This is a genomic window from Noviherbaspirillum sp. (assembly GCF_035944575.1).
GTDB lineage: Bacteria > Pseudomonadota > Gammaproteobacteria > Burkholderiales > Burkholderiaceae_D > Noviherbaspirillum.
In genome coordinates, this window is sequence record NZ_DASZBA010000098.1 from 28,034 (window position 1) to 53,416 (window position 25,383).

The 25,383-nt window shown below is 63.1% G+C and carries 24 protein-coding genes; 7 read left to right on the forward strand and 17 right to left on the reverse strand.

The window, feature by feature from the left end:
* From VGU61_RS06135 to fabI, 4 genes are all read right to left on the reverse strand, one after another.
* The gene (locus VGU61_RS06135) at positions 1-990 is read right to left on the reverse strand and encodes an SDR family oxidoreductase (RefSeq protein ID WP_326858220.1); all 990 of its coding nucleotides are present in this window, start codon (positions 988-990) and stop codon (positions 1-3) included.
* A 355-nt stretch (positions 991-1,345) separates the two neighbouring features.
* Entirely contained in the window at positions 1,346-1,825 is a 480-nt protein-coding gene (locus tag VGU61_RS06140; protein ID WP_326858221.1) for a phasin family protein, read from the reverse strand.
* A 104-nt stretch (positions 1,826-1,929) separates the two neighbouring features.
* Complete coding sequence (locus VGU61_RS06145) at positions 1,930-2,367, reverse strand: universal stress protein (protein WP_326858222.1); 438 nt, start codon at positions 2,365-2,367, stop codon at positions 1,930-1,932.
* 60 nt (positions 2,368-2,427) lie between these two features.
* On the reverse strand, positions 2,428-3,213 hold the full coding sequence (fabI, locus tag VGU61_RS06150; protein ID WP_326858223.1) for an enoyl-ACP reductase FabI: 786 nt from the start codon (positions 3,211-3,213) through the stop codon (positions 2,428-2,430).
* A gap of 257 nt (positions 3,214-3,470) precedes the next feature.
* Between fabI and VGU61_RS06155 the strand changes: the two genes are divergently transcribed.
* Genes VGU61_RS06155 through VGU61_RS06170 form a run of 4 tightly spaced genes read left to right on the forward strand, consistent with a single transcriptional unit; the run spans position 3,471 to position 7,892 of the window.
* Positions 3,471-5,258 carry a PHA/PHB synthase family protein gene (locus VGU61_RS06155; protein ID WP_326858224.1) on the forward strand — a complete coding sequence of 596 codons (1,788 nt, stop codon included), beginning with the start codon at positions 3,471-3,473 and terminating at the stop codon, positions 5,256-5,258.
* Between the two features lie 60 nt (positions 5,259-5,318).
* On the forward strand, positions 5,319-5,546 hold the full coding sequence (locus VGU61_RS06160; protein ID WP_326858225.1) for a cation-translocating P-type ATPase C-terminal domain-containing protein: 228 nt from the start codon (positions 5,319-5,321) through the stop codon (positions 5,544-5,546).
* Positions 5,547-5,573: 27 nt separating this feature from the next.
* The gene (locus tag VGU61_RS06165; RefSeq protein ID WP_326858226.1) at positions 5,574-6,989 is read left to right on the forward strand and encodes a diguanylate cyclase domain-containing protein; all 1,416 of its coding nucleotides are present in this window, start codon (positions 5,574-5,576) and stop codon (positions 6,987-6,989) included.
* Positions 6,990-7,037: 48 nt separating this feature from the next.
* Positions 7,038-7,892, forward strand: a complete 855-nt coding sequence (locus VGU61_RS06170; RefSeq protein ID WP_326858227.1) for a DUF6920 family protein — start codon at positions 7,038-7,040, stop codon at positions 7,890-7,892.
* A gap of 9 nt (positions 7,893-7,901) precedes the next feature.
* Here VGU61_RS06170 and VGU61_RS06175 read toward each other — a convergent pair whose 3' ends face one another.
* From VGU61_RS06175 to VGU61_RS06195, 5 genes are all read right to left on the reverse strand, one after another.
* Positions 7,902-9,365, reverse strand: a complete 1,464-nt coding sequence (locus tag VGU61_RS06175; protein WP_326858228.1) for an aldehyde dehydrogenase (NADP(+)) — start codon at positions 9,363-9,365, stop codon at positions 7,902-7,904.
* Positions 9,366-9,428: 63 nt separating this feature from the next.
* Positions 9,429-10,817: a glucarate dehydratase gene (gene gudD, locus VGU61_RS06180; RefSeq protein ID WP_326858229.1), complete on the reverse strand. Its 1,389-nt coding sequence runs from the start codon at positions 10,815-10,817 to the stop codon at positions 9,429-9,431.
* Positions 10,818-10,888: 71 nt separating this feature from the next.
* Positions 10,889-11,860 carry a tripartite tricarboxylate transporter substrate binding protein gene (locus VGU61_RS06185; RefSeq protein ID WP_326858230.1) on the reverse strand — a complete coding sequence of 324 codons (972 nt, stop codon included), beginning with the start codon at positions 11,858-11,860 and terminating at the stop codon, positions 10,889-10,891.
* Between the two features lie 41 nt (positions 11,861-11,901).
* Positions 11,902-12,813, reverse strand: a complete 912-nt coding sequence (gene kdgD / locus VGU61_RS06190) for a 5-dehydro-4-deoxyglucarate dehydratase (protein ID WP_326858231.1) — start codon at positions 12,811-12,813, stop codon at positions 11,902-11,904.
* Positions 12,814-13,022: 209 nt separating this feature from the next.
* Entirely contained in the window at positions 13,023-14,096 is a 1,074-nt protein-coding gene (locus tag VGU61_RS06195) for a LacI family DNA-binding transcriptional regulator (RefSeq protein WP_326858232.1), read from the reverse strand.
* Between the two features lie 369 nt (positions 14,097-14,465).
* Here VGU61_RS06195 and VGU61_RS06200 point away from each other — a divergent pair, with 369 nt between their 5' ends.
* The gene (locus tag VGU61_RS06200; protein WP_326858233.1) at positions 14,466-15,905 is read left to right on the forward strand and encodes an NAD-dependent succinate-semialdehyde dehydrogenase; all 1,440 of its coding nucleotides are present in this window, start codon (positions 14,466-14,468) and stop codon (positions 15,903-15,905) included.
* 58 nt (positions 15,906-15,963) lie between these two features.
* Here VGU61_RS06200 and VGU61_RS06205 read toward each other — a convergent pair whose 3' ends face one another.
* Complete coding sequence (locus VGU61_RS06205; RefSeq protein ID WP_326858234.1) at positions 15,964-17,928, reverse strand: diguanylate cyclase domain-containing protein; 1,965 nt, start codon at positions 17,926-17,928, stop codon at positions 15,964-15,966.
* Positions 17,929-18,259: 331 nt separating this feature from the next.
* Between VGU61_RS06205 and VGU61_RS06210 the strand changes: the two genes are divergently transcribed.
* Positions 18,260-18,649, forward strand: a complete 390-nt coding sequence (locus VGU61_RS06210) for a hypothetical protein (RefSeq protein ID WP_326858235.1) — start codon at positions 18,260-18,262, stop codon at positions 18,647-18,649.
* 109 nt (positions 18,650-18,758) lie between these two features.
* On the forward strand, positions 18,759-19,226 hold the full coding sequence (gene rimI / locus VGU61_RS06215) for a ribosomal protein S18-alanine N-acetyltransferase (protein ID WP_326858236.1): 468 nt from the start codon (positions 18,759-18,761) through the stop codon (positions 19,224-19,226).
* Between the two features lie 41 nt (positions 19,227-19,267).
* Here the strand turns inward: rimI and VGU61_RS06220 are convergent, their stop codons facing one another.
* The 7 genes from VGU61_RS06220 to VGU61_RS06250 form a co-directional block, all read right to left on the reverse strand.
* Entirely contained in the window at positions 19,268-19,666 is a 399-nt protein-coding gene (locus VGU61_RS06220; RefSeq protein ID WP_326858237.1) for a hemerythrin domain-containing protein, read from the reverse strand.
* A gap of 40 nt (positions 19,667-19,706) precedes the next feature.
* Positions 19,707-20,441 carry a fumarate/nitrate reduction transcriptional regulator Fnr gene (gene fnr, locus VGU61_RS06225; RefSeq protein ID WP_326858244.1) on the reverse strand — a complete coding sequence of 245 codons (735 nt, stop codon included), beginning with the start codon at positions 20,439-20,441 and terminating at the stop codon, positions 19,707-19,709.
* 260 nt (positions 20,442-20,701) lie between these two features.
* The gene (locus VGU61_RS06230) at positions 20,702-21,343 is read right to left on the reverse strand and encodes a response regulator transcription factor (protein WP_326858238.1); all 642 of its coding nucleotides are present in this window, start codon (positions 21,341-21,343) and stop codon (positions 20,702-20,704) included.
* A complete protein-coding gene (locus VGU61_RS06235; RefSeq protein ID WP_326858239.1) occupies positions 21,333-22,784 on the reverse strand; it encodes a PAS domain S-box protein in 1,452 nt (483 codons plus the stop codon). Before VGU61_RS06235 ends, VGU61_RS06230 begins: the two co-directional genes overlap by 11 nt.
* A gap of 63 nt (positions 22,785-22,847) precedes the next feature.
* Positions 22,848-24,611 carry a cation:proton antiporter gene (locus tag VGU61_RS06240; protein ID WP_326858240.1) on the reverse strand — a complete coding sequence of 588 codons (1,764 nt, stop codon included), beginning with the start codon at positions 24,609-24,611 and terminating at the stop codon, positions 22,848-22,850.
* Positions 24,612-24,646: 35 nt separating this feature from the next.
* Entirely contained in the window at positions 24,647-24,883 is a 237-nt protein-coding gene (locus tag VGU61_RS06245; protein ID WP_326858241.1) for a hypothetical protein, read from the reverse strand.
* 8 nt (positions 24,884-24,891) lie between these two features.
* On the reverse strand, positions 24,892-25,383 hold a 492-nt coding region (locus VGU61_RS06250), incomplete at its 5' end, for a FixH family protein (protein WP_326858242.1).

Below are 25,383 nucleotides of genomic sequence, written 5' to 3' on the forward strand. Positions count from 1 at the left end.
TCACATTGCAATCAGGGCCGCGCCCAGCAGGACAAGCACGATAAGAACGGCTGCAACGACGGCGTTGCGGTGCGCCGCCAGACGGAATTGCAGGCTTGACGGTTTCGCCTGGTCGTCGAAGCGGCCGTGCGCGCCGCGGTCGCCGGGAGCGGGATGGTAAAGATTGTCCGTTCTGCCGGGTGGCAGCGGCTGGTCGGTGAATTGTCCTGAATATGCCCTTTTCGCCAGCAGATGATCGAGAAATCCCGGCACGACGCGGGTTCCAAGGATCGCCTTCACCGCGGGGAAACCAATCCAGAATTCGCGTCGCGGCCGCTCGGCCGCCAGCAGGATGGCTTGCGCCGCCAGCTCCGGCTGGAATATCGGCGGCACCGGCTGCGGCTGCTTGTCGAAACAGGTGCGCCCCCAGTCGAACTGCGGTGTATTGAATGCCGACAACTGGACCATGGTGATGCGCACCTGGCTTTTATCGTGGATCAGCTCTGAGCGGACCGAGTCGGTGAATCCCCGCAAGGCGCTCTTCGCCCCGCAGTAAGGTGCCTGCAACGGAATCGACCGATAGGCCAGGGCCGAGCCGACCTGCACGATGGTGCCGCGGTTGCGGGAGGTCATGCGCTTGAGCGCCGCCATCGTTCCCCATACCGCGCCCAGGTAGGTCACCCGGGTGGCACGCTCGAAATCCTCCGGCGACATGTCCTTGAGCGGACAGAAGATGGTGGCCATCGCATTGTTTACCCAGACATCGATCGCGCCGAATTCCTGCTCCACCCGCGCAGCGGCGGCTTCAACCTGGGCATGGTCGGCCACATCGGTGATGATCGGCAATGCGATTCCGCCGGCCGCCCGGACATCATCACATGCGCCTGCCAGTCCTTCCGGGCTGCGGGCGAGCAAGGCGACACGATAGCCCCGCCTGGCAAACAGGATTGCCGCCGCCCGGCCGATGCCGGCGGATGCGCCCGTAAGAACAACTGTTCGGCTCGTCGTCATGTGCGAAGGTCGGTGTTCGAGGTTGGCCAAAGGACGGCTGCATCAACCATGCGAGCAGCGGTTGCCCGCCGGCATGCATGGAAGCACACCGCACATTCGGGGCACGGAGAAGCACCCAGCGTGGCAAGCCGTCAACAACCTGCCCATGCGCTTTTAGTTCTTGAGTAGCGATAACGAAAGCGGTTCCGCTTTCCATGTCAAAAAATTATCGTTTTTCTGTCGTGCCGCATATCGACGCTGTTCTTGATGCGCGTCGGCATGGGTGAAGGAGGATCGGCGAGGGAGAGAAAAAACGAAGCCGCCGCGCTTCGCACTCAAGTGCCGTGCAGAGACGCGGCGAGGACCTTGGGGACGGTCAGTGGAGATTGCCGGTATCGCCGGCGACGTTGGAGATCAGCTTTTCAACCAGCGCCGATGGTTGCGGATCGACTTCATGCTGCTGCCCGTGCGATGCCCCGTGCTTTTCCTGCACAGGAGCTTCGACGGCGGCCGTTTCCTGCTGTGAATTCGTGACAGCGACAGCCGTATTCAGATTGCCGATGCTGCCGGTGGCGATCTTCTGTGCATTCTGGCTATAGCCGCTGAACCGCTGGAATGCCAGCTGTGACTGCTCGAGGAGAAACGCCTGGGTGTCGGCGAAGGACCTCAGCCCGATGGCTTTTTCCGTGGCAGTGGCGGATTCTTCCATCAACTTGCGTGATGCCTGAATGTTCAGCCTTCCAAGCTGCATCGACGTATCCATCATGCTTCCGATCATCTTGTTGGCGAGGGAAAACTGGACTTCAAGGTTGTTACGAACAAAATCGGATGCTGCGGTAACGGGAAACGTGAACACAAAATACTCCTATGAAACTAATGGGGAAACGTTTTGACAAGGGTATGGCCGCGAACGTTCAACCTGTCGTGCGATCGTTTTCCGTCTTTCTTTCCGTAACCGCGTTAACGGAACACCGTCACCGGGAGAGTGGTATGCGCAAGCACTTTTTGCGTTTCACTGCCGACGAACAACCGGTTCAGTCCCTTGCGGCCGTGCGACGCCATGAAGATTGCATCGCAGCCATGCTCGGCGGCGGCCGCCAGGATGCCCTCATAAGGACTGAAGGACATCGTCACATGTTTTTCGCAAGGCACGCCCGCTTCGGCCGCGATTTCAGCGATCCGGTCGGCATGCAATTGCGCATACATGCGGGTCTGCTTTTCATAAATGTTCTGATCCGGCGTGGCGGTGCCCTGCGATAACGGGGCAAAGGGATATGGTTCGGCGACAGCGACTGCGACGATACGGCCCTTGGTCAGCCTGGCGATCCCGATCGCGCCACGGACTGCCTTTTCGGACAAGGCAGAGCCATCGGTCGGCACGAGAATGACGTTGAACATGGTGTCCTCTCTGGTGGTTGTGATGATTGTGATTGATCGATGCAAATTTACTGCCGCGGCTCACGCCAGCACATGCTGGCCGCCATCCACCGGGATGACGGTGCCGGTGATCAGCCTTGCGCCGTCGCCCGCGAGGAAGGCGGCGAGCGCGCCGATGTCGTCGATGCCGACAAGCTGCCGTTGCGGCGCTTCGGCCGCCGCGCGTTCCAGCAGCTGGTCGAAGCGGTCGATCCCGCTGGCCGCGCGCGTCTTCACCGGCCCCGGCGATATCGCATGGACGCGGATGTCCTTCGGCCCGAGCTCGGCGGCAAGATAGCGGCAGGTGCTTTCCAGCGCCGCTTTCACCGGCCCCATCAGGTTGTAATGCTCGACCACCCGCTCGGAACCGTAGAACGTGACCGTCATCAGGCATCCGCCCCGTTTCATCAGCGGTTCGGCAAGGCGGGCCGTGCGGATGAAGGAGTGGCAGGACACATCCATGGCCATCGCGAAGCCGGCGGCCGAGCAGTCCACGACGCGCCCATGCAGATCCTCCTTCGGTGCAAAGGCGATCGAATGCAGCACGAAGTCCAGCGATCCCCATTCCCGTTCGATACGCTCGAACACCGCTTCCAGCTGCCCGGGGATCCGCACGTCGCATGCGGCGATGATCGCGCTGCCAAGCGCTTCCCCGAGCGGGCGTACATGCGGTTCGGCCTTGTCGTTGAGATAGGTGACCGCCAGGGTCGCGCCCGCTTCGCGGAGCGCGCGTGCGCAGCCGTAGGCGATCGATTGTTCATTGGCGATACCGAGCACGAGGCCGCGCCGGCCGGAAAGATCGAAAGGCTTGTTTGTCGGGGTCACCATGGTGGGCATATCGGGGCTTTTGTCGGATGTTTGGATAAGGTGTTCTACGTTCGAGCGCCAACCGCGCCGCCACCAATGGCGGTCTCCTTGAAGATGCGGTTTTCAATCGTCAATGGCGTCATGGACAAGTCGGCGATCAGGGAAAACGGTAGCCGCCAAGGTTAAGACCGGGCATCCGGACCCCGTTGATCTGGATCAAAAATTTTCACAAACAGGTTGTTAATCTGCGGTGACCATCTGTATGGAGCCTCCGCATCATGAACACACCGACTATTCCGCCCTTCAACGCGGAACGCCTGGCGAGCGCGTGGCTGGGCGCGACCGGTCATTACAGCCGGGTGCATGAAGCGCCCTCCGACCTCGACCGTGCATTCAAGGCATGGCTGGGCGGCCTTACCGCCGATCTCTCGCCTGCCGCGCTGACGCTGGCCTATGTCGACTGGCTCATGCATCTGCAGCTGTCGCCGTCCAAGCATCAGGAACTGGTGACCGATGCATGGGACAAGTTTTTCCGCTGGTGTGATTACTGCGTTACGCATGGCACCAACGCGCCGAATTCCGACAGCGATTGCGTGAAGCCCCTGCCGCAGGACAAGCGCTTCGCCGATCCGGCATGGCAGCGCTGGCCCTACCATGGCCTGTACCAGGGCTTCCTGCTGTCGCAGCAGTGGTGGCATCGCGCGACGACCGGGGTCAGCGGCGTGGCGCCGCATCATCAGGATGTGGTCACATTCATCGCCCGCCAATGGCTGGACATGTTCTCGCCGTCGAACTTTCCGCTGACCAATCCGGTCGTGCAGGATGAAACATCGCGCACGGGCGGGCGCAACCTGCTGCAGGGCGCAGTCAATGCGCTGCGCGATATGGAACGCGAGGCGCGCCGGAAAGAGCATGCCGACGAGGATTTCGCCGTCGGGCACACGGTCGCCATCACGCCCGGCAAGGTGGTGTTCCGCAACCGGCTGATCGAGCTGATCCAGTACAGTCCGGTCACGCCGAAGGTGCGCGCGGTACCGGTGCTGTTCGTGCCGGCCTGGATCATGAAGTACTACATCCTTGATCTGTCGCCGGAGAATTCGCTGGTCAGGTATCTGGTCGGCCAGGGCTACACCGTATTCATGATTTCCTGGAAAAACCCGGATGCCCAGGATCGCGACCTGTCGCTGGAAGACTATCGCACCCTCGGTGTGATGGATGCATTGCAGGCGGTCACCTCGATCACCGGCGCGCCGCAGGTCAATGCGGTCGGCTACTGCCTCGGCGGCACGCTGCTCGCCATTGCCGCGGCAGCCATGGCACGCGACGGCGACCAGCGCCTTGCCGGCATCTCGCTGTTCACGGCGCAGGTCGACTTCAAGGAACCGGGCGAGCTGTCGCTGTTCATCGACGAAAGCCAGGTTGCCTTCCTCGAAGCGATCATGTGGGAGAAGGGCTATCTCGATACCAAACAGATGGCCGGCGCATTCCAGCTGCTGCGCTCCAACGACCTGATCTGGTCGCGCCGGCTCAACCAGTACCTGCTGGGCCGCCCGGAAACCAGGAATGACCTGATGGCATGGAATACCGACACGACACGCATGCCTTACCGGATGCATTCGGAATACCTGCGCAAGCTCTTCCTCGAAAACCAGCTGGCGCAAGGCCGTTACCTGGCCGGCGGCAAGCCGGTCGCGCTCACCGATATACGGGCGCCCATCTTCGCCGTCGGCACGCTTACCGATCATGTCGCCCCGTGGCGCTCGGCCTTCAAGATCCGGCTGCTGACCGATACCGAAGTTACCTTTCTGCTGACCACTGGCGGACACAATGCCGGCGTGGTGTCACCGCCGGGGCATCCGAAAAGGAGCTACCAGATGGCAACCCATGCGCATGACGACCGGTATGTCGATCCGGATGTGTGGGAAGCGAGCGTGCCGCGCCAGCAGGGTTCGTGGTGGCCGGCATGGGAGCGCTGGCTGTCGGAACGTTCCGGCAAGATGATCGCGCCGCCGGCGATGGGCAAGCCGCTGTGCGATGCGCCCGGCACCTACGTGCTGCTGCGCTGAGTCCTGCGCAACCGCGACGATCCCTTTACCTAATCCGCCGGCCTGTATGCATGAAGATCGATGATCTGCAGCACGCCGGCGAAGCGCCGGCGTTCCGACCGCGATTCGATTTTCAGCCAGGGGCTGCGTTCCAACCTGCCGCTGCTGGGCGCGGTGCTGCCGACCTTCCTGCTGCAGATGGCGACGGTGTATGTGCCGGCATTGAATCCGATCTTCGATACGCAACCGCTGACCGCCCCGAACTGCTGTTCTGCCTGGAATTATCGAGCCTGGTGTTTTTGCTTGTAGAAATGGACAAGCTGCTGATGAGGAGGGATGGCTCTACGCGGCGGCGAAAAGCGCATAGGAGAACGGGAACCGGCAGCTGCTAATATCGTCGACATGAACGTGAAAACCTATGACGGACTGCCTGACTTTGCGGATCTCCTGCTGGACGCGGTATTCATGGTCGATGTCCATGGATGCATTCTGTATGTGAATGCGGCATCCGAACGGATACTTGGTTATAAACCCGAGGAAATGATCGGCAGGATGATGATCGATTTCATTGCCCCGGAGGATCGTGCAAGAACGATGGAGGAAGCGGCGAAGGTGATGGCCGGACAGCACAGGATCGGCTTTGAGAACCGCTACATGCGTAAAGACGGCCGCCTGGCCAGCATCATGTGGTCCGCCCGCTGGTCCGAGGCCGACCAGTTGAGAATCGGCGTCGCCCGCGATGTGACGGAGCGGGAACAGGCGAGATCGCTGCAGGCGGCAACCTATGCCGTTTCGGAAGCGGCACATGTCGCGTCCGACCTTGCGACGCTGCTCCGGGAAGTGCACCAGATCATCGCAACGCTGATACCGGTAAGCAGCTTTGCCGTTGCGCTGTGCGACGGCGACGGTGGCACGCTCGGTTTTCCGTATCACCTCGACAGCCACGGCGTTACGCCGTTCGAGGAGGAAGCCGATGTGCGCCGCATTTGCATCGAAGTCATCGCCCGCCGCGAGTCGACGCTGAGACCGGAACCGTTGGCGCTTTTACGCACCGGCACCGGCTCCGGCAGCGTTCAGCCTGTAGCGAACGCCGCATCCTGGCTGGCCGTACCCCTGCTTTCACAAGCGAAATCCCTGGGCGCCATGGTGATGAAGAGCCCTCCCGCCACGATGTATACCGACAAGGACAAGGAACTTCTCCAGTTCGTCTCGATGCAGGTCGCGACCGCCATCGAGCGCAAGCAGTTGCACGCGGCGCTGCTGGCGATGACACAGTTCGACGAATTGACCGGCTTGCCGAACCGGCGCCTGTTCTACAGCCGGATGGAGGCCGCACTCGCGGCGGTGCGCAAGGACGAAGGCCGCATGGCCATTCTCTATATTGATCTGGACAACTTCAAGCAGATCAACGACACCCTCGGGCATGCCGGCGGCGACCTGCTTCTGCAGGAAGTCGCGCGCCGGTTGAAACAGTGCATGCGCGACAACGATACCGTCGCCCGCCTGGGCGGCGACGAGTTCGTGGTGCTGGTGGAGCAACTCCAGATGCCCGGACAGGCATTGTCGATCGCCGGAAAAATCCGTGCCGCGCTGGGCCGGGAGATGACGATCGACGGCAATGTCGTGCGTTCGCCGCCGAGTATCGGCGTCGCACTTTATCCCGACGACGGCGACGGCATCGACCAGCTTCTCGGGCAGGCGGACAGGGCGATGTACGAGGAAAAGAAAATCAAGGCGGCGCCTGCGGAATAGCCGCCTGCAATAGACGGGCTTTTTGAACCTTCCCCTTCCTGTGCTGCCATGCTGAAAAAGATCACGATTGTTGCATTGTCCATTGCCGCGGTTGCCGGGGCGTCGGCTGCCGCCGGCGCCCTGCGCTGGAGCGGCATGACCCACGATCTGCGGTTACGGCTCGATGCGGCCCGCGTTCCCATGGAGCCGAAATCCGTCCGCTTCGCCGAGCTGGAAGGCCTGCCTGCGCCGGTGCAACGCTATTTTCGCGCCGTGCTGCGGGACGGGCAGCCGATGGTATCGGGCGTGCGCGTGCGGCACCAGGGTACGTTCAACATGGGGCAAGGCGCGGATCAGTGGAAACCGTTCACCTCTGATCAGCAGGTGGTGACCCGCCGTCCGGGCTTTGACTGGGACGGGCGGGTGTCGATGTTTCCAGGCGTGACTGCCCGGGTGCACGACGCTTATGTCGCCGGCGAAGGAATCCTGCATGCCGCCGTGCTGGGATTGATCCCGGTGGCCGACATGCGGGGTACGCGTGCTGTGGCGGAAGGCGAGTTGATGCGCTTTTTTGCCGAGGCGGCGTGGTATCCGACCGCATTGCTTCCCAGCCAGGGCGTTCAATGGGAAGCTGTCGATGACCGGTCCGCGCGGGGCACCCTCGTCGACGGTCCGATTTCTCTCGACATGCTCTTCACCTTCAATGAAGACGGCCTGATCGACACCGTTCGCGCGGAAGCGCGCGGCCGCATGGTAGGCGACCAGATCATCCCGACGCCATGGCAGGGCCGCTTCTGGAATTATGAGCGGCACGACGGAATGCGCGTGCCGATCGACGGCGAAGTGGCGTGGCTGCTGCCGGAAGGGCCGAAACCGTACTGGCGCGGCCGTATCGCGGACATCGACTACGAGTTCGCGCACTAGCCGCTGCATTTACAACGGCACGCCCCCACGTGCCGTCAGCCAGTCCGGCGGATCCTGCAGCGCGACCGGGCGCAGGAAGCGCTGCATCGCCATCAGCCCGACGGAGGTGGTGTGCGGCTGGGTCGAGGCTGGCCATGGCCCGCCATGATGCTGGCCCCGGGTGACCGCGACGCCTGTCGGGACGCCGGCGAACAGCACCCGCCCGGCGATCGCAGCGGCCTGCCGGACGATCCGGCGGCTGTCGGCATCGTCCTGCTCCGCGCCCCAGACGGTAACGGTGAGGCTGCCGCCGATTGCCTGCAAGGCGGCCACTATGTCATCGACCGACCTTGCCTTCAACACGACGCAGGATGGACCGAAGACTTCCTCGCGCAGTTCGGGATGGGCGAGGAAGGCGTCCATGTCCAGCGCCACCAGGTTGGGAACCGGATGCTTGTCGCCGGACGATTCGCCCGTCGTGATGCGGGTGGCCGCCGCATGGCGGACCAGCCTGTCCACGCCATGCTCGAAGGCGGCACGGATGGCGGGAGAGAGCATCGCATGCGTCGCCTGGCTGTCCATTTCGCCGGCGAGCTGCCGGATGAACGCGTCCGTTGCATCGCCTTCCAGCATCAGCAGCACGCCGGGACTGGTGCAGAACTGGCCGGCGCCTTGCGCGATCGAGGCGCCGAGCGTTTTCGCCAGTGCCGCGCCCTGTGCATCGATTGCAGCGGGCAGCGCCACGATGGGATTGGTCGAGCCGAGTTCGCCGAAGAACGGAATGGGACGCGGGCGGGCGTTGGCTTCGCGCTGCAGCGCCGCGCCGCCGGCGAAGGAGCCGGTGAATGCGACCGCCGCGATGCCCGGATGGCGCACCAGGTACACGCCGACTTCGCGGCTGGCCCCCTCCACCATGCCGATCACCGTTTCCGGTGCGCCCGCTTCGCGGATAGCCGCGCGGGCGAGCCCGAATACGGCGGCGGACAGGCGCGGATGCGCCGGGTGCGCCTTTACCACCACCGGACATCCGGCGGCAAGCGCGGAGGCGGTATCGCCGCCGAGTACGGAAAACGCAAACGGGAAATTACTCGCCGAGAACATGGCGACCGGGCCCAGCGGCAGATTGACCCGCACGAGGCGCGGATGTCCCGCAGGCGGCGCACCGGGAACGGCCGGGTCGTCGATCGTCGCGTAAGGCTCGCCGGCCTCGACCGCGTCGGCGAAGGCGCGCAACTGGAAGGCGGTGCGGTCCAGTTCGCCGTTCAGGCGCGTCGCGCCGAGAAAGGTTTCTTCATCCGCCAGTGCGACGAGATGTTCGCGTCCGTTCTCCAGCGCCGCCGCCAGTTCGCGCAGGAGGCTGCCGCGCAGGTTCGCGTCGCTCGCCGCCCATGGATCGGCGGCGGCCGCCGCGCCGGCCACGATACGGTCGATTTCATCGAACGGCATTTCACGGAGCGCCTGGTTCGGCGGCGATGGTGTTGCTTGTGCTGACATGGCGAGTGCTTCCAGAAGATGTTGCTTGAGTAAGTGATGACATGCGGCGGATACGCCGGCGAATCAGCGCACCAGGCAGGGACGCTTGTTGTCGAATTTCCAGCCCGGTATCAGGTACTGCATCGCCATGGCGTCATCGCGCGCGCCCAGTCCCATGTTCAGGTAAAGCTGATGCGCGGCCTCGATCTGCTGCATGTCGACCTCCACGCCCAGACCCGGGGCCGCCGGCACATCGACCATGCCGCCGGTGATCTTCAGCGGCTCTTTCGTGAGGCGCTGCCCGTCCTGCCAGATCCAGTGGGTGTCGATCGCGGTGATCTTGCCGGGCGCGGCGGCGGCCACCTGCGTGAACATCGCCAGCGAGATATCGAAGTGGTTGTTGGAGTGCGATCCCCAGGTCAGCCCCCACTCCTTGCACATCTGCGCCACCCGCACCGATCCCTGCATGGTCCAGAAATGCGGATCGGCCAGCGGGATGTCGACCGATTGAAGCTGGATGGCGTGGCCCATCTCGCGCCAGTCGGTCGCGACCATGTTGGTCGCCGTCGGCAGGCCGGTGGCGCGGCGGAACTCCGCCATGACTTCGCGTCCGGAGAAGCCGTTCTCCGCGCCGCACGGGTCTTCCGCATAGGCCAGCACATCGTGCTTGTCGCGGCACAGGCGGATCGCGTCCTTGAGCAGCCAGCCGCCATTCGGGTCCAGCGTGATGCGGGCGTCCGGGAACCGCTCCGCCAGCGCGGTGACCGCGTCGATTTCCTCCTCGCCGCGCAGCACGCCGCCCTTGAGCTTGAAGTCATTGAAGCCATAGCGTGCGTAAGCCGCTTCCGCCAGCCGCACGATCGCTTCCGGCGTCATTGCCTTTTCATGACGCAGACGGCACCAGTCGTCCTCGGCATCCGGTTCGCTCGGATAGGGAAGGTCGGTGAGCGTGCGGTCGCCAACGTAGAACAGGTAGCCCAGCATCTCCACCCTGCTGCGCTGCTGCCCTTCACCGAGCAATGCCGCGACCGGCACGCCGAGGAATTTCCCCAGCAGGTCCAGCAGCGCCGCCTCCATCGCGGTGACGGCGTGGATGGTCACGCGCAAATCGAACGTCTGCAGGCCGCGTCCGCCGGCATCGCGTTCGGCAAAGGTGTTGCGCATCGCGTTCAGGATCGCCTGGTAGGTGCCGATCGACTTGCCCAGCACCAGTTGCCGTGCATCTTCCAGTGTCTGGCGGATGCGCTCGCCGCCGGGCACTTCGCCGACGCCGACATTACCGGTGCTGTCCTTCAGGATGACGATGTTTCGGGTGAAGTAAGGTCCGTGCGCGCCGCTGAGGTTGAGCAGCATGGCGTCGCGTCCGGCGACGGGGATGACGCGCATTTCCGTGACGACGGGTGCGCCGCGCGTTCCCTTTGCCGCCTGCGCGGCGTTGTCTTGTGCGGCTTGCGCCGTGTTCGTTGCAGACATGTTGGATTCCAGGAAAAGTATCTATCTGATTCAGGCGGACCGCGATGGACGCGGCCCGGATTGCGCTGCGATCAGTCGATCTCGATCTTGCCGACCTCGATGACATTCTTCCAGCGCGCCAGTTCCTGCGCCTGGAACCGGGCAAATTCCTCCGGCGAGTTGGCGACGATTTCGAAACCCTGCTCGGTCAGCTTCTTCTTGAGTTCGCTGTCGTTCAGCGCGCCGGTGACGGCACCGTGCAGTTTCGCCTTGACGTCCTTCGGCAAGCCTTTCGGCGCTGCGACGCCCTGCCATGAATAGACATCGACCTCCTTGATGCCGGCCTCCGTGAGGGTCGGCACGTCGGGCAGCAGCGCCGACCGCTTGTCGCCGGTGATCGCCAGCGCCTTCAGCTTGCCTGCCTTGACATGGCCGACGACGACGTTGAGGTTCTGGAACGATACGTCGGCATGGCCGCCGATCAGATCGGTGATGGCCGGCGCGCCGCCCTTGTATGGCACATGCACGCCGCGTGTGCCGGTCTTCTGCCAGAACAGGGCGGCGGTCAGGTGGTCCGACGACCCCGCCCCCGACGAGGCGAAACTCACCTTGTCGGGATTCTTTTTCAGGTAGGCGACCAGGTCCTGCAGCGAATTCGCCGGGAAGTTCGGGGTGGCGACGAGCACGTTGGGCGCGCGCACGGCGACGGTCAGCAGGTCGAAATCCTTCGACGGATCGTAGGAAAGTTTTTTCTGCAATACCGGGTTGACCGAGTACACGCCGATCGACGCGACCATGAAGGTATAGCCGTCGGCCGGCGCACTCTTGACGAATCCGGCGCCGATCGCGCCGGTGGCGCCCGGCTTGTTTTCCACCACGATGGGCTGGCCAAGGGCAGCCTGCATTTTGGGCGCGATGGCGCGGGCAATGGCGTCGGTCGATCCGCCCGGCGGGAATGGCACGACGGCGGTGATCGGCTTTTCCGGATAGCCGGCGGCATGCGCGCCGGTGACGGCGGCAAGGGCGGCGATGGTGACGGCTGCTGCGGAAATCAGTTGCTTCATGTCTCTTCTCCTGTGCCCGTTCGGGCTGTCGTTGTGATGCGTTACTGGGGTCCCAATGGCTTGATCAGTGCGGCGAGCTGCTCCATTTCCTCCGGCTTCAGCTCCGACAGCGGCGGCCGCACCGGGCCGGCGCCGTGACCGACGATGGTGGCACCGGCCTTCACGATGCTGACGGCATAGCCCTGGCCGCGATTGCGCAGCTCGATGTACGGCAGGAAGAAGTCGCGGATCAGGCGATTAGTGGTCGCGGTGTCGCCTTTCGCATGAGCGTTGTAGAACTCGATGGCGGTACGCGGGATGAAATTGAAGACGGCCGAGGAGTAGACCGGCACGCCCATCGCCTTGTAGGCGCCGGCAAACACTTCCGCCGTCGGCAAGCCGCCGAGGTAGGCGTAGCGGTCGCCGAGCGTCTGGCGGATGGCGACCATGGATTCGATATCGCCGATGCCATCCTTGAAGCCGACGAGATTCGGACAGGAATCCGCCAGTTTCAGCAGCGATTGCGGCGTCAGGCGGCAGGCGCCGCGGTTATAGACGATGACGCCGAATTTCACGCTTCGGCAGACCGCCTGCACGTGCGCGACCAGGCCTTCCTGGCTGGCCTCGGTCAGATAATGCGGCAGCAGCAGCACGCCCTGGGCACCCTGGCGTTCCGCTTCCTGCGCGTATTTGATAGCCAGCGTCGTGCCGCCGCCAGCACCGGCGATGATCGGCATGCGGCCCTTGCAGGTCTGGATGGCGGTGCGGATCACCTGCGAGAACTCCTCCGGCTCCAGCGAGAAAAATTCACCGGTCCCGCCGGCGGCGAACAGCGCGGAAGCGCCATAGGGCATCAGCCATTCCAGCCGCTCGGCATACGGGCCGGGATTGAAGTTCAGCTCCTTGTCGAAATCCGTCAGCGGGAAGGACAGCAGGCCGCTCTGGAGGACGCTTTTTAACTCGATTGGATTCATGTTTCACCTGTGTGTAAGTTGTTGCCGGCCTGTCCGCCAACTTGCTTGCCGCGCTGCATTGCAACGGCGATGGGCATGGAAATGACGAGAAATGGCTATAAATGGTACCGCTACCAATTCAACGGTGATCGAATGGTAGCGGTACCAAATTGAGGTGTCAACGTGTTTTTTCGGAAACGTTTGGTATGTTAAAAGCGGTGCGGGGCCGGTCAGGCGCTGTCGCGCCGAACGATGGAAAAGCCGATGTCGCGTATCGGCTGCTCGACGGCCCGGCCTTCGGCCCTGTCCATGATGAACCGGGCGGCGAGCTGGCCGATCGCGGTGCCGTCGATGCGCACGGTGGTCAGCGCCGGATGCAGATCGCGGGCGAAACCCAGGTCGCCGAATCCGCATACCGCCAGCTGCTGCGGCACTTCGATGCCGCGTGCCTGGGCTTCGGTCAGCACGCCGAGCGCCAGCATGTCGGAGCTGCAGAACACGGCGTCGATTTCCTTGCCGTCTTCGAGCAGGCGGCTCAGCCCTTCCCGCCCGCTCGCCAGGGTGGTGGGCGCCTGCACCACATGGGCCGGGATGGCGGTCGCGCCGGGCGCCGCCATGCCAAGCCGCAGCGCGGTCTGCGCGAAGGCATTGTGGCGCCGCACTGCCCTGTCGTCGTTGCCGTTGATGCTGGCAACCCGCTTGCAGCCGCGCTCATGCAGATATTCCGCGACCGCGATGCCGATGTTTTCGTGGGAGAAGCCGACCAGCATATCGATGGGCGTGGCAGTCAGATCCCAGGTCTCCACCACCGGGATGCCGCTGGCCAGCAGGCGGCGGCGGCCGTCCGCCGAACGCATGATGCCGGTCAGGACCACGCCGTCGGGACGACGGCCGATGATGGCGTCCAGCAGCGCATCCTCGCGGGAATTCCGGTAACCGCTCTGGCCGAGCATCAGTTGATACCCGTGTTCGGCGAGCGCCTCGGTGAGCGAATGCACACTCTCCTGGAATACCGGTCCGGCAATGGTCGGCACGACGGCGGCCACCAGCCGGCTTTTGCTGGACGCGAGGCCGCCGGCGAGCATGTTGGGCACATAACCAGTGCGGCGGACCGCGTCCTGCACGCGTTCCAGCACCTGCGGCGACACGGCGCTGGGCGAGTTCAGCGCGCGGGAAGCGGTGATCGGGGCGACGCCGGCCAGCTTGGCGACATCCCTTAACGTGACGCTGCCGCTGCCGCGGCGGCCTCGGCGCTTGACTTCCGCCGCTTCGTCCACGACCGGTTTATTCAATTTTTCTGCCATCTGGGAAAAGAGGAAAGAAGGGAAAGTCTGGTAGCGATACCATCGGGTTGGATTATAGAAGAATAGTTTGCGCTGACGGAGCGGCTGCATGTCTTTCGCGCCGTCTCTTGCGCCGGCTCACCGGTTCCGCGTGACGCACCGGAGGGCCGCGCACCCGCAAGAAGCGTCCCTGCTAGACTACCGGAAGATAACCGCCGAGGCGGTATCCGGACAATCCCGGCGTTGACGACCGCAAACATATGTGCCGTCAATACTCCGACCACCGCACCATCCGTTCGCATCATCGCATCCGGCAAGTTCACGCAGGGCCGCCGGACGGCGCGCGGCGGCTTGATCCATTCATCCTGCATTGGGCAAAGCGAGCACACCATGACTTATCCGAATACGCAATTGTTTATCAACGGCCAATGGCAGGACGCTGCCGACGGCCGCACGCTGGCCATCCACAATCCCGCCACCGGCAAGGAAATCGGGCGCGTCGCCCATGCCGGCCGCGCCGACCTCGACAAGGCGCTGGAAGCCGCGCAGAAGGGATTCGAGACCTGGCGCGACATGACGCCGGCCGAACGCAGCAAGATCATGCGCAAGGCTGCCGGCTTCATGCGCGAGCGCGCCGAGGATATCGGCCGCCTGCTGACGCAGGAACAGGGCAAGCCGCTGGTCGAAGCCAAGGGCGAGGCGCTGGCCGCGGCCGACATCATCGAATGGTTCGCCGAAGAAGGCTTTCGCGTATATGGCCGCATCGTACCTTCCCGCAACAACCTGGCGGTGCGCCAGATGGTGCTGAAGGATCCGGTCGGGCCGGTGGCCGCGTTCACGCCATGGAACTTCCCGATCAACCAGGTGGTGCGCAAGGTGGGCGCGGCGCTGGCCGCCGGCTGCTCGATGCTGGTGAAGGCACCGGAGGAAACCCCGGCCGGCCCGGCGGCGCTGATCCAGGCATTCGCCGATGCCGGCATCCCGCCCGGCGTTCTTGGCCTCGTCTACGGCAATCCCGCCGAGATTTCCAGCTACCTGATCCCGCATCCCGTCATCCGCAAGATCACCTTCACCGGTTCCACGCCGGTGGGCAAGCAGCTCGCCGCGATGGCAGGCCAGCACATGAAGCGGGTAACGATGGAACTCGGCGGCCATGCGCCGGTGATCGTTGCCGAGGATGCCGACATCGCGCTGGCGGTGAAGGCCGCCGGCGCCGCGAAGTTCCGCAACGCCGGCCAGGTCTGCATTTCGCCCACCCGTTTCCTCGTGCATGAAAGCATCCGCAAGGATTTCGAGCAGGCGCTGGTCAAGCATGCGCAGGGTCTGAAGGTCGGTGACGGACTGGCGGAAGGCACGCAGATGGGACCGCTGGCCAATCCGCGCCGGCTCACCGCCATGGCGGAATTCACCAAGGATGCGGTCGAGCGCGGCGCGAAGGTGCTCGCCGGCGGCGAACGCCTCGGCGATGCGGGCAACTTCTGGCAGCCCACCATCCTGGCCGATGTGCCGCTCGAAGCGAAAGTCTTCAATGACGAGCCGTTCGGCCCGATGGCGGCGATCCGCAGCTTCAACACCCTGGAGGAAGCGATCGCCGAATCCAACCGCCTGCCCTACGGCCTGGCCGGCTATGCATTTACGCGTTCACTGAAGAATGCCGACCTGCTGGCGCGCCGGGTCGAAGTCGGCATGCTATGGATCAACATGCCGGCCCTGCCGTCGGCCGAGATGCCTTTCGGCGGCTTGAAGGATTCCGGTTACGGCTCCGAGGGCGGACCGGAGGCGATCGAAGCGTATCTCAATGTGCGTTCGGTCGCGGTGATGAACGTCTGATCCTCAAGCCGGCGCCTGTCTCGCCTCCACGGTAAGGGCGAGGCAGGCCTGGCCCCGATCAGGACATCGCAAGCCTGAAGGTATTTTTCCCGGCCTTCTTCGCCTGGTAGGCGGCGGTATCGGCCCGTTTGAGCAACTCGTCCAGGTTCGTGCCGTCGCGGGGGAAAAGACTGATGCCGATGCTTGGCGAGGTCTGGTACGTGGCGCCGAAAGCCGATATCGGCTCGGATAAGGCGAGCAGTATTTTTTCGGCGACGAGCAGCGCGTCCGCATCCGAATCGACGTCGGACAGCACGACGACAAACTCATCGCCGCCGATCCGCGCCACCGTATCGACGTTCCGTACCATGGCCTGGAGCCGGCGGGCCACGGTGCACAGGACCGCGTCACCGGCGCTATGGCCCCAGCTGTCGTTGATCTGCTTGAAGTTGTCGAGATCGATCATCAGCAGCGCGACGCAACAGCCGTTGCGCTGGGCCTGCTGGATCGCCATCGTCAGCCTCTCCTGCAACGACATCCGGTTCGGCAGCCCGGTGAGCGCGTCATGGTGGGCAAGGTGCCGCATCTGCTGTTCGTTTTCGCGCAGCTGGATCTCGATCGATTCCTTCTTGCGGATCTCGTCACGCAGCGTATCCGCCAGGGCATGCAGCTCGTTTGTCCGCGCCTCCACCCGTTTCTCCAGTTCCTCCTCGTGTTTCTTCAGGTTGGCAAGCGCCCGCTGCTGGCTTGCCAGCGCATCCGCCTGCGCCAGTTCCTTCTCGCGCTTCAGTGCGTTGATGCGGTCGGCCAGCGCGATCGACAGCAGCAGGACATCGATGCCGATACCGATCTGCAGGCCATGCATTGTCAGGAAATTGGTCGGCAGTATGCCGATACTGCTGAGCATCAGCATGCCGGCGGCGGGAATCTCGATGCCGAAGGCGATAAAGAAAAACCGCGCCGGCCGGTATCCGGCGCGCCATGACATGACGGCGCATGCCACGGTCATGACCAGCGAGATAAGGCCAAGCTGGAGCATCGTGCGCATCGCCACGCTATATCCGCCGAATGCGGTCAGCACGAACGCCGTCGGCGCCAGATAGATCAGCACCCGCATCAGGCGGCCCATGCGCGGCGCCGTTTTCGGCAGCGACAGGAATTCGTGCGCGAAGAGCTGCACGAAAATCAGGGTCAGGCAGGTCAGCGTGGCATTGGTCCAGTTGACGATGGCCGGCAGGCCGGTCCAGATGAACTGGTAGCCCAGGCCGTCGAGGGAAAACATCAGCATGCCGACCGAGGCGATGAAGGCAACGTAATACAGGTAGACGCGGTCCCGGACCGTGAGGAACAGAAAGAGGTTGTAAAACGCCATCGCTACCAGCATGCCGTAGAAGATGCCGAGGATCAGCAGCTCCACGCTATGGGCATCATGGAATGCTTCGGGCGACCAGAGCCTGACCGGGTAGGTTACCGTGCCTCCGGAGGCAAGCCGCACGTACACGGTACGGACCTCGGTGCCGTCGAGGGGAACTTTGAAGACGAAATGGCGGTGGTTGATATCGCGGCTGGAAAAGTTTGTTGAGTCGCCGGTGCGCATTTCGATGAAACCTTCACCGGGGCCCGGCGCGGGAAGAAATAGCGAGACATGGTCCAGATGCGGATATTCGATTTCCACCAGCACGGTTCGGTCGATCGCGACCGGCTGTTTCAGCCTGATACGCAGCCAGTAAGCGGAGTTGGTGTAGCCGAGGTTCGCGGATCCGCGTTGCGGGTAGAACGCTTTTTCATAGTCGCGTCCGGATACCTGCCCGATGGTCAGTGTGTGGGACGGGTCCTCGAGGACATCCACTTCCGGTCCCAGGCTGCGGGCCTGAAAGCCGGCGGGAATGTCGACAATCACCTGCTCCGCATTTGCCTCGGACAACAAGAGCAGCCCGAAAGTGAATCCGATGCAGAACGATCCGATGGGGAATCCGGCGGCAACTCCGATTACAGCCCGGATGGCAGGCGCGATTGTGTTCCACAAATGGAAAAGGAAGGCCATTAAATTGATGCCTTGAAATTGACGTCTTGATAACCCGGTATGCCCTGCCGCGAGTATTGCATAGATCATTGCCGAAATGGAATGGGCGTTTGATTTTTGGTCCCCGTGATGGCGAACTTACATGGCTTGTCCATGTCAGGTAGGGAGATGCAGACAGGATGAGGAGCGGCTCGAACGCGCCGGACTTATCACGCCTGTCCGGGACAAAGTAACAAAACGGCCCACCGGCTTCGGCGCTGCTTTCCGTGTTTTCCATAGGTCGGAGCACCTTGAAATTCATCAAAGCGGCGTCACTGTTACTTTAATGAATACCGCAAAACTGGATGACAAAATGGAATCGGACGCAACTGAAAAGGTGGATATTGCCCGCATATTGATACAACGTGTTGACGGGTTGCCATCAAAAGCAAGGGTGTCATCGCTCGAGGCCGCCAACAAGGTGCTCGACGATTGGTCGGACTGTGCGCCGGACACCGGATACGATCAATGCGACTTCCAGATCGTGTTCGAGGACGGCTTTCGCTATCAGGGACACTATCTACTGAACAAGTCGACCAAGCGGGTATCGCTGGCGCGACATGTGCGCAAGCACCTGATGGCGCTGGCCAAGCGGGCCGATGCCGAGGATGCCGAGGCCGAAACGGATGACAAGCCCATCAGCCTGATCGGGGCGGATATTGCCGAATCGGCAAAAATTGTGCTGGACCAGTACAACATCTGAGCGCCTGTTTGAAAAGAGGGACGCTCCCGGTTGCATGGCATGCGCGCCACGGCGCCAAATCGGCTCCGGGAAATGCGGCCTGCCCTGCGACGGCGATCGCGGGAATGCAATGATTGCCAATCATGAAGTCGAACTTGCCGTGCCGGGCGACGCGACCGGCATTTCCCTGCTTTCCCGGAATGTCATTGAGCAAGGTCTGTCGTGGAGCTGGACGCGGCGCCGCGTTGCCAACAGCATCGCCGACAGGTCGACCAATGTGGTGGTCGTGCGCCAGGAAAATCGCCTGGCCGGGTTTGCGATCATGAAATATGCGGAAAGCGAAGCGCATATTCTGCTGCTTGCGGTACATCCCGATCAGCGCCGCAAGGGCGTGGGGTCAGCCCTGCTTGCATGGCTGGAAGCCACCGCGCGGGTGGCCGGCATCGATCTGATTCGTCTCGAAGTCCGGGCAAGCAATGCGGGAGCAATCGCGTTTTACCGGCAGAACGGATTCCGGGAGATGCACCGGCGGAAGCGGTACTACCAGGGTATCGAGGATGCGGTATGCATGGCCAGGGATCTTTGGCTGTCGTCCTGACGGTACGGCTTTTCAGGCACGATTACGGCCCCAGCCCTGGCCTAGAGTATTTCCTCGTGCCGGAACTGCAATGCGAATGCGAGGCCGGCATCCCATGTGGAAATATGCGTGACCAGCCACTGCGGCAGAATGGCGATCGTCTGGCGGCCCAGCGCGACATCGCCTTGCATGATTGCGCCCGCGACGCGATGGAGTTTCCCGAGCAGTGCGCAATGCTGTTCGCGATGATGATGAAGCCCGGGAAAGTCGATTTTCTCCATCAGGTCCTCCTCTTCCCTGAAGTCGCTCTCGACACGGGCGACCATCGCCGCGTAGTGCGCTGGAAAGTCGGCATCCGGTACATCAAGCAGGCATGCCAGCTTGTCGAGCAGCTCGCCGTGCGACGTATCCATCGACGGCATGCCAACGGAGAGAGTGGGAGACCAAAGCGATGTCGGCATGATTTCCTTCTGCAACCTGGATCAGAACAAGGGACTGCCGTCAGTGGACATGCGCGGTTCCCGCCGCCACTTCCTTCAGACGCACCGGGTCCAGCACTTCGATCTCGCGATTCGATACCTTCAGAAAACCCTCCTTCTTGAACCGGGACAGCATGCGGCTGATGCTTTCGATCGTCAGCCCCAGATAGTTGCCGACATCCTCGCGCATCATGCGCAGCTGGAATTTGCTCGATGAGTAGCCGCGTGCGGCATAACGTGCACCGATGTTCACCAGAAACACAGCCAGCCGCTGCTCCGCACGCATGCCGCCCAGCAGCAGCATCGCGTTTTGCTCGCGGGTGATTTCCTGGCTCATCAGCCGGTGGAAATGGCGCAGCAGGGTCGGGATATCGGCAAACAGCTCCTCCAGCTTGGCGAAGGGAATCTCGCAGACTTCACTGTCTTCCAAAGCAACAGCACCGCAATGATGGCGGCCGGCGCCGATGGCATCCATGCCGAGCAATTCGCCGGGCATCTGGAAGCCGGTGATCTGCTGTTCGCCGGCGGAATTGATCTGGTAGGTTTTGAAATGACCGACGCGGATGGCATACAGCTTGGTGAACGGATCGCCCATCCGGTACAGATTGCCGTCGCGCTGCACCTTGCGGCGGCGGCCGATGATCTTGTCGAGCCGCTGCATGTCCGATTCCTGCAGGCCGGTCGGCAGGCAGAGCTTGTGCAGGCTGCAGGAAGCGCAGTGATTCGGCTCCGGAGCGTGCATCGCTGCCTTGTGCATCTGTTCGGGCGGAGTGAATTGCAGGGCTGTCATCATGATGGCTGTTCCGGCGGGTTCGTCGATGGTGGAAGTATCGGCGAGCGCGGACCGGGCCGCCATCGTGGATGGCAGTCATGTTTTGTAGGGATTTCCGGGATTGCGGGGTGTAGGGGAAAACCTACTTGAGACCTGTTGCAGGTTCGGCATTCCCCTTCCGGCCGGGAAGCCGGACTATAAAAGCACAGCCTCCATGCACGGGATGCATTACCCAGGATGTGCAATCAGATCAGCAAGCCGTTTTCAATCGCATACCGTGTCAGTTCCGCATTGCTCGTCATGCCCATTTTTTCGAGGATGCGCGTGCGGTAGGTGGTGACGGTGTTCGGGCTGAGGTGCAGGGTGTCGGCGATCTTTACCAGGCTTTCGCCAGCCGCGATCATCTTCAACACCTCCAGTTCGCGGTTCGACAGTTCTTCGTGGGTGGCCGCGCCGCCGCCGCCGAGCATGCCGGCGATTTTTTCGGTCAGCGCCTGGCTGACGTACTTGCCGCCGGCGGCGGCCTTGCGCACGGCGGCGATCAGCACGGCGGCCGGGCTGTCCTTGGTCAGGTAACCGGCTGCCCCGAGCTTGAGCGCGCGCACCGCATAGACTTCCTCCGAATAGGTGCTGAGGATGAGCACCGCGAGTTTCGGCTGTTCGGCGCGCAGCAGGCGCAGCAGGTCGAGCCCGTTCTTGCCCGGCATGGCGATGTCGACCAGTGCGACGTCGAATTGCCGGTCCCGCACGAGCGCCAGCGCATCCTGCGCATTGGCGGCTTCGCCCGCGACGACAATGTCGGATTCGGAACTCAGCATCAGCCGTACGCCGTTCCTGACCACCGTGTGATCATCCACCAGCATGATGCGGATCTTGTTATTCGCCATAAGCATTCTCCAGGGGCAGGCGCAGAACAATACGGGTACCTTGTCCCGGCGCGCCGGTGATGCGCAGGTCGCCGCCGAAATGGCGGCTGCGTTCGTACATGCCGAGCAGGCCCCAGGAGTCGCGGTTGAGCAGGCGCTCCGGCTCGATGCCCTTGCCGTCATCCTCCACGGTGACGACGGCGATGCCGTCGCCGCATGTTGCCTTCACCACGGCTTTCGATGCTTCGGCATGGCGTACTACGTTTGTCAGCGCCTCCTGCACCACCCGGAACACCATGGTGCTGCGCTCATGATCGAGTTCGACGTCGAAGGTGGACGGATCAATGATGCACTGGCATGCCAGTCCCGAGCGCTCCTGGATCTGTTCCGCATACCATTCCAGCGCCGCCCATACGCCAAGCTGGTCGAGCACGCTCGGCCGCAGGTCGGTGATGACCTTGCGCACCGTCTTGATGGCGTTATCGGCCAGGCCGGCGGTCTCCACCAGCAGCGGGTCGGCCGGCTGACCGGCGCGGACCGCGCGGTCGATCGACACCGACACATAGGCCTTGATGCCGGTGAGCTGCGCGCCCAGCTCATCATGGATTTCCTGGGCGATGCGCTTGCGCTCCTGCTCCTTCACCTGTTCCTGGTGGGCGGACAGGCGGCGCAGTTCCGACTGCGATTGCCGCAGCGCCTCTTCCGCCTGCTTGCGTTCGCTGATGTCGCGCACCATGCCGGTGTACATGCGCCGCTCGCCGATGAACATCTCCGCCACCGCAAGCTCCATCGGGAAGGTGCTGCCGTCCTTGCGCTGGCCGGTGACTTCGCGGCCGATGCCGATGATGCGCTTTTCGCCGGTCTTTGCGTAATGCGCAAGATAGCCGTCATGCATTTCCCGGTATGGCGAGGGCATGAGGATGGAGACGTTCCTGCCCGCCACTTCCGCCTCGGTGTAGCCGAACAGCCTTTCGGCCGCATGATTGAAGCGGTCGATGATGCCGCGCGCATCGATGGTCACGATGGCGTCAACCGCAGTATCGAAGATGGCGCGCATGCGGACTTCGCTTTCCTGCAGCGCCGCCTCGGCCTGCTTGCGGCGGGTGATGTCGTGGATGGTCGCCATGACCAGCGCGATGCCGGCATCCGTTTTGAGTGGCGACAGGCTGACTTCCACCGGAAACTCGACGCCGGACCGGCGCTTGCCGAACAGTTCCCTGCCGGTGCCCATCGCGCGCGCATGAGGCTGTTCCGTATAACTCATGCGCAACGCCACGTGCGCGGCTTGCGAGCGGTCCGGCAGCAGTATTTCGATCGGCTTGCCGACCAGTTCGCCCTGCGCGTAGCCGAACATGCTTTCCGCCGGAGGATTGGCAAGAACGATGATTCCTTGCGGGTCGGCGATCAGCATGGCGTCAATGGCCGACTGCAAGATCCAGTCGATGCTTTGTCCTCTGAGCATGCGGTATGTGGTTTCCCTGTGATGCGGCGGAGAGGATTCCGCGCCGCGAATGAAGACCCTATTTTATAGCGGCGGCACAGGCAGCTCCACTCCTTGCAACATGGCAATCCTGCGCTCGCGCTCCGCCTGTACGATGTGCGTGGCGGCGGCTTCGGATTCACCCATGGTTTGCAGCACCAGCGACGACAGTTGCAGGCTCGATTCGAGTGTTTCGGGAAACACCATGGTAGCGCCGGCCTTCTTCAGCGCCAGCGCATGTTTTTCATCGCGGGAGCGCGCGAACAGCGGTGTGTGCGGACATTCGCGCCGGATGGCGGTGACTGCGTGCAGTGCCGACGCCGCATGATCCATGGTGAGCACGATCGCGGCGGCCCGATCGGCATGCAGCTTGCGCAACAGTTCGACACGCTCTGCATCGCCGAAGTAAACAGGGAGCCCTTGCGAATGCAATTGCCCGGCGAGGCGACCGTCGCTTTCCAGCGCAACATACCGGATGCCCCGGTCGGCGAGAATGCGTGCCAGCAACTGCCCGACACGGCCGAATCCGGCGATCAGCACATGGCCGTCCATCAGCTCCGGCGCGGCCATGTGCTGATCCGCCGCGTCGTTGCGCCTATGCTGCTCCCACCAGTCGCCGACGGCGCGTCCGAGCTTTGCCGCCGCCGGCGTGGCGAACAGGCTGAACCCGACCACCAGCATCATGAATTGCGCGACCGCCGGGTCGATCAGGCCTGCGGTGAGCGCATAGCCCACGATGATGAAAGCGAATTCACCCCCCTGCCCCATCAGCAATCCGCCCTCGACCGCGCGTCCCCATGAAAAACCGCCGGCCCGGAATACCACGGCAAGCACCGCCATCTTGATCAGGAACAGCCCGACCACCGACAGCGGCATCCATACCGGCGATTCGGCGATCTGGCGCAGGTCGATCTGCATGCCGACCGACATGAAGAACAGGCCCATCAGCAGGCCCTTGAACGGCTCGATCGTCACTTCGACTTCATGCCGGAATTCCGTTTCCGCAAGCAGCAACCCGGCAAGGAATGCGCCCAGCGCCAGCGATAGCCCGGCCGCTGCGGTCAGCGCCGCGATGCCGAGCGCGCACAGCAGGGTGAGCGCCATGAACACATCCGGCTGGCCACGCCGTGAAAAATGCCGGAACAACGGCTGGACCAACCGTCGTCCGACTACATAGATCAGCATGACGGCCAGCGCCGATTTGGCGAGTGCGCCGCCGAGCAGCGGCAGGAGGTTGTCGCTCTGGCCGGACGCCATCACGCCCAGCAGCAGGAACAGGGGAACGACGGCAAGGTCCTGCATCATCAGGATCGCGAAGCCGGCCTGCCCGAGCGGCGTGCCGAGGGTACGGCGCTCGGCCAGGAGCTGCATCACCGCGGCGGTGGACGACAGCGCAAGCACAAGGCCCAGCACCACCGCCGTCTCGGTACGGTTGCCGAACACATAGGCCATGCCGCCGATCAGGACGGCGGTCAGCACGATCTGCGACATGCCGCCCGCGAATACCCAGCGCCGCAATGCCCACAGCCTCGCCGCGGAGAGTTCGAGGCCGATCGTGAACATCAGGAACAGCACGCCGAGCTCCGCCAGCGCATCGACGCCGGCGCTGCGCTCGACGGTGAAATAGCGCAATGCCGGGGTGCTGTCCGTCCACAGGCCCAGCCCGAACGGCCCGACCAGGACTCCCGCCGCGAGAAAGCCGACCACCTGGTTGATGCGCAGGCCCTGCAGAAGGGGAATCAGTATGCCCGCAAGGGCAAGGAACAGGAGTGCTTCTCCGAGGTAGGGAATGGGATGGTGTTCTTGCAATCCGGGGACTCGCGTCTGACAATCAAAGCCTGATATTACAACGGCGGGCGGCGTGGCCCCGGCAGCACCAGGTAACAGGTCAGCATGCTGGCCAGCGAGCAGAATGCCCAGAAAAAGAAGAATCCGGCGGTATAGACGGCGATGGGCGGCAATTCGGGATGAATGCCGCTGATCGACAGATCATGCGGATCGAACAACGAAAAGAAAAAGCCTTCCGCCACCGTTGCAACCAGGAACGATGGCCATAACACGACCAATGCGAGACGTAACATTGTTTCTCCTACTGGACCGGATCGGCCTTGATGTGAACAGCTTGTTCCTGCGGCCACTTCCAGCCGCCGTGCAGGCGCCAGTCCCGCTGCATGTCTTCCACCTGCACCTGCCAGCGCGCCCGCTCCAGCATCGGCAGGTCGATTGAAAAATTGCCCTTGCTGTCCGGCTCAATCACGACGCGCATATCGAGTTCAGGGCGGGTGGAATGAACCAGGCGCAATTGTGCTGCCCCGGCCAGCGGCTTATCCTTGGCAAGCAGGTTGCCGGACAGCTTGCCGGTGGCGGGGTCATAGCGCAGCGCGAACGACAATCCCAGCGCTGCCGCGGCACGGTCGCGCCGCAGATCCTGGTTGATCGCCTTGCCCTGCTTGTAGTAATCGTCCACCACCAGCGCATCCTGCTGCGCGAAGGCGATCCATCCGGTAACGATGCCGGCCAGCACGACGGCCACCGGGCCGATCATCAGGAACCAGGGCCAGCGGTGGGTGTACCAGGGGGT

Excerpts from the sequence above, each read along its gene's own strand:
- VGU61_RS06135 (WP_326858220.1), bottom strand. The coding sequence starts at position 990 with ATGACGACGAGCCGAACAGTTGTTCTTACGGGCGCATCCGCCGGCATC.
- VGU61_RS06145 (WP_326858222.1), bottom strand. The coding sequence starts at position 2,367 with ATGTTCAACGTCATTCTCGTGCCGACCGATGGCTCTGCCTTGTCCGAA.
- fabI (WP_326858223.1), bottom strand. The coding sequence starts at position 3,213 with ATGGTGACCCCGACAAACAAGCCTTTCGATCTTTCCGGCCGGCGCGGC.
- VGU61_RS06155 (WP_326858224.1), top strand. The coding sequence starts at position 3,471 with ATGAACACACCGACTATTCCGCCCTTCAACGCGGAACGCCTGGCGAGC.
- VGU61_RS06160 (WP_326858225.1), top strand. The coding sequence starts at position 5,319 with ATGATCTGCAGCACGCCGGCGAAGCGCCGGCGTTCCGACCGCGATTCG.
- VGU61_RS06165 (WP_326858226.1), top strand. The coding sequence starts at position 5,574 with ATGGCTCTACGCGGCGGCGAAAAGCGCATAGGAGAACGGGAACCGGCA.
- VGU61_RS06170 (WP_326858227.1), top strand. The coding sequence starts at position 7,038 with ATGCTGAAAAAGATCACGATTGTTGCATTGTCCATTGCCGCGGTTGCC.
- VGU61_RS06175 (WP_326858228.1), bottom strand. The coding sequence starts at position 9,365 with ATGTCAGCACAAGCAACACCATCGCCGCCGAACCAGGCGCTCCGTGAA.
- gudD (WP_326858229.1), bottom strand. The coding sequence starts at position 10,817 with ATGTCTGCAACGAACACGGCGCAAGCCGCACAAGACAACGCCGCGCAG.
- VGU61_RS06185 (WP_326858230.1), bottom strand. The coding sequence starts at position 11,860 with ATGAAGCAACTGATTTCCGCAGCAGCCGTCACCATCGCCGCCCTTGCC.
- kdgD (WP_326858231.1), bottom strand. The coding sequence starts at position 12,813 with ATGAATCCAATCGAGTTAAAAAGCGTCCTCCAGAGCGGCCTGCTGTCC.
- VGU61_RS06195 (WP_326858232.1), bottom strand. The coding sequence starts at position 14,096 with ATGGCAGAAAAATTGAATAAACCGGTCGTGGACGAAGCGGCGGAAGTC.
- VGU61_RS06200 (WP_326858233.1), top strand. The coding sequence starts at position 14,466 with ATGACTTATCCGAATACGCAATTGTTTATCAACGGCCAATGGCAGGAC.
- VGU61_RS06205 (WP_326858234.1), bottom strand. The coding sequence starts at position 17,928 with ATGGCCTTCCTTTTCCATTTGTGGAACACAATCGCGCCTGCCATCCGG.
- VGU61_RS06210 (WP_326858235.1), top strand. The coding sequence starts at position 18,260 with ATGGAATCGGACGCAACTGAAAAGGTGGATATTGCCCGCATATTGATA.
- rimI (WP_326858236.1), top strand. The coding sequence starts at position 18,759 with ATGATTGCCAATCATGAAGTCGAACTTGCCGTGCCGGGCGACGCGACC.
- VGU61_RS06220 (WP_326858237.1), bottom strand. The coding sequence starts at position 19,666 with ATGCCGACATCGCTTTGGTCTCCCACTCTCTCCGTTGGCATGCCGTCG.
- fnr (WP_326858244.1), bottom strand. The coding sequence starts at position 20,441 with ATGCACAAGGCAGCGATGCACGCTCCGGAGCCGAATCACTGCGCTTCC.
- VGU61_RS06230 (WP_326858238.1), bottom strand. The coding sequence starts at position 21,343 with ATGGCGAATAACAAGATCCGCATCATGCTGGTGGATGATCACACGGTG.
- VGU61_RS06235 (WP_326858239.1), bottom strand. The coding sequence starts at position 22,784 with ATGCTCAGAGGACAAAGCATCGACTGGATCTTGCAGTCGGCCATTGAC.
- VGU61_RS06245 (WP_326858241.1), bottom strand. The coding sequence starts at position 24,883 with ATGTTACGTCTCGCATTGGTCGTGTTATGGCCATCGTTCCTGGTTGCA.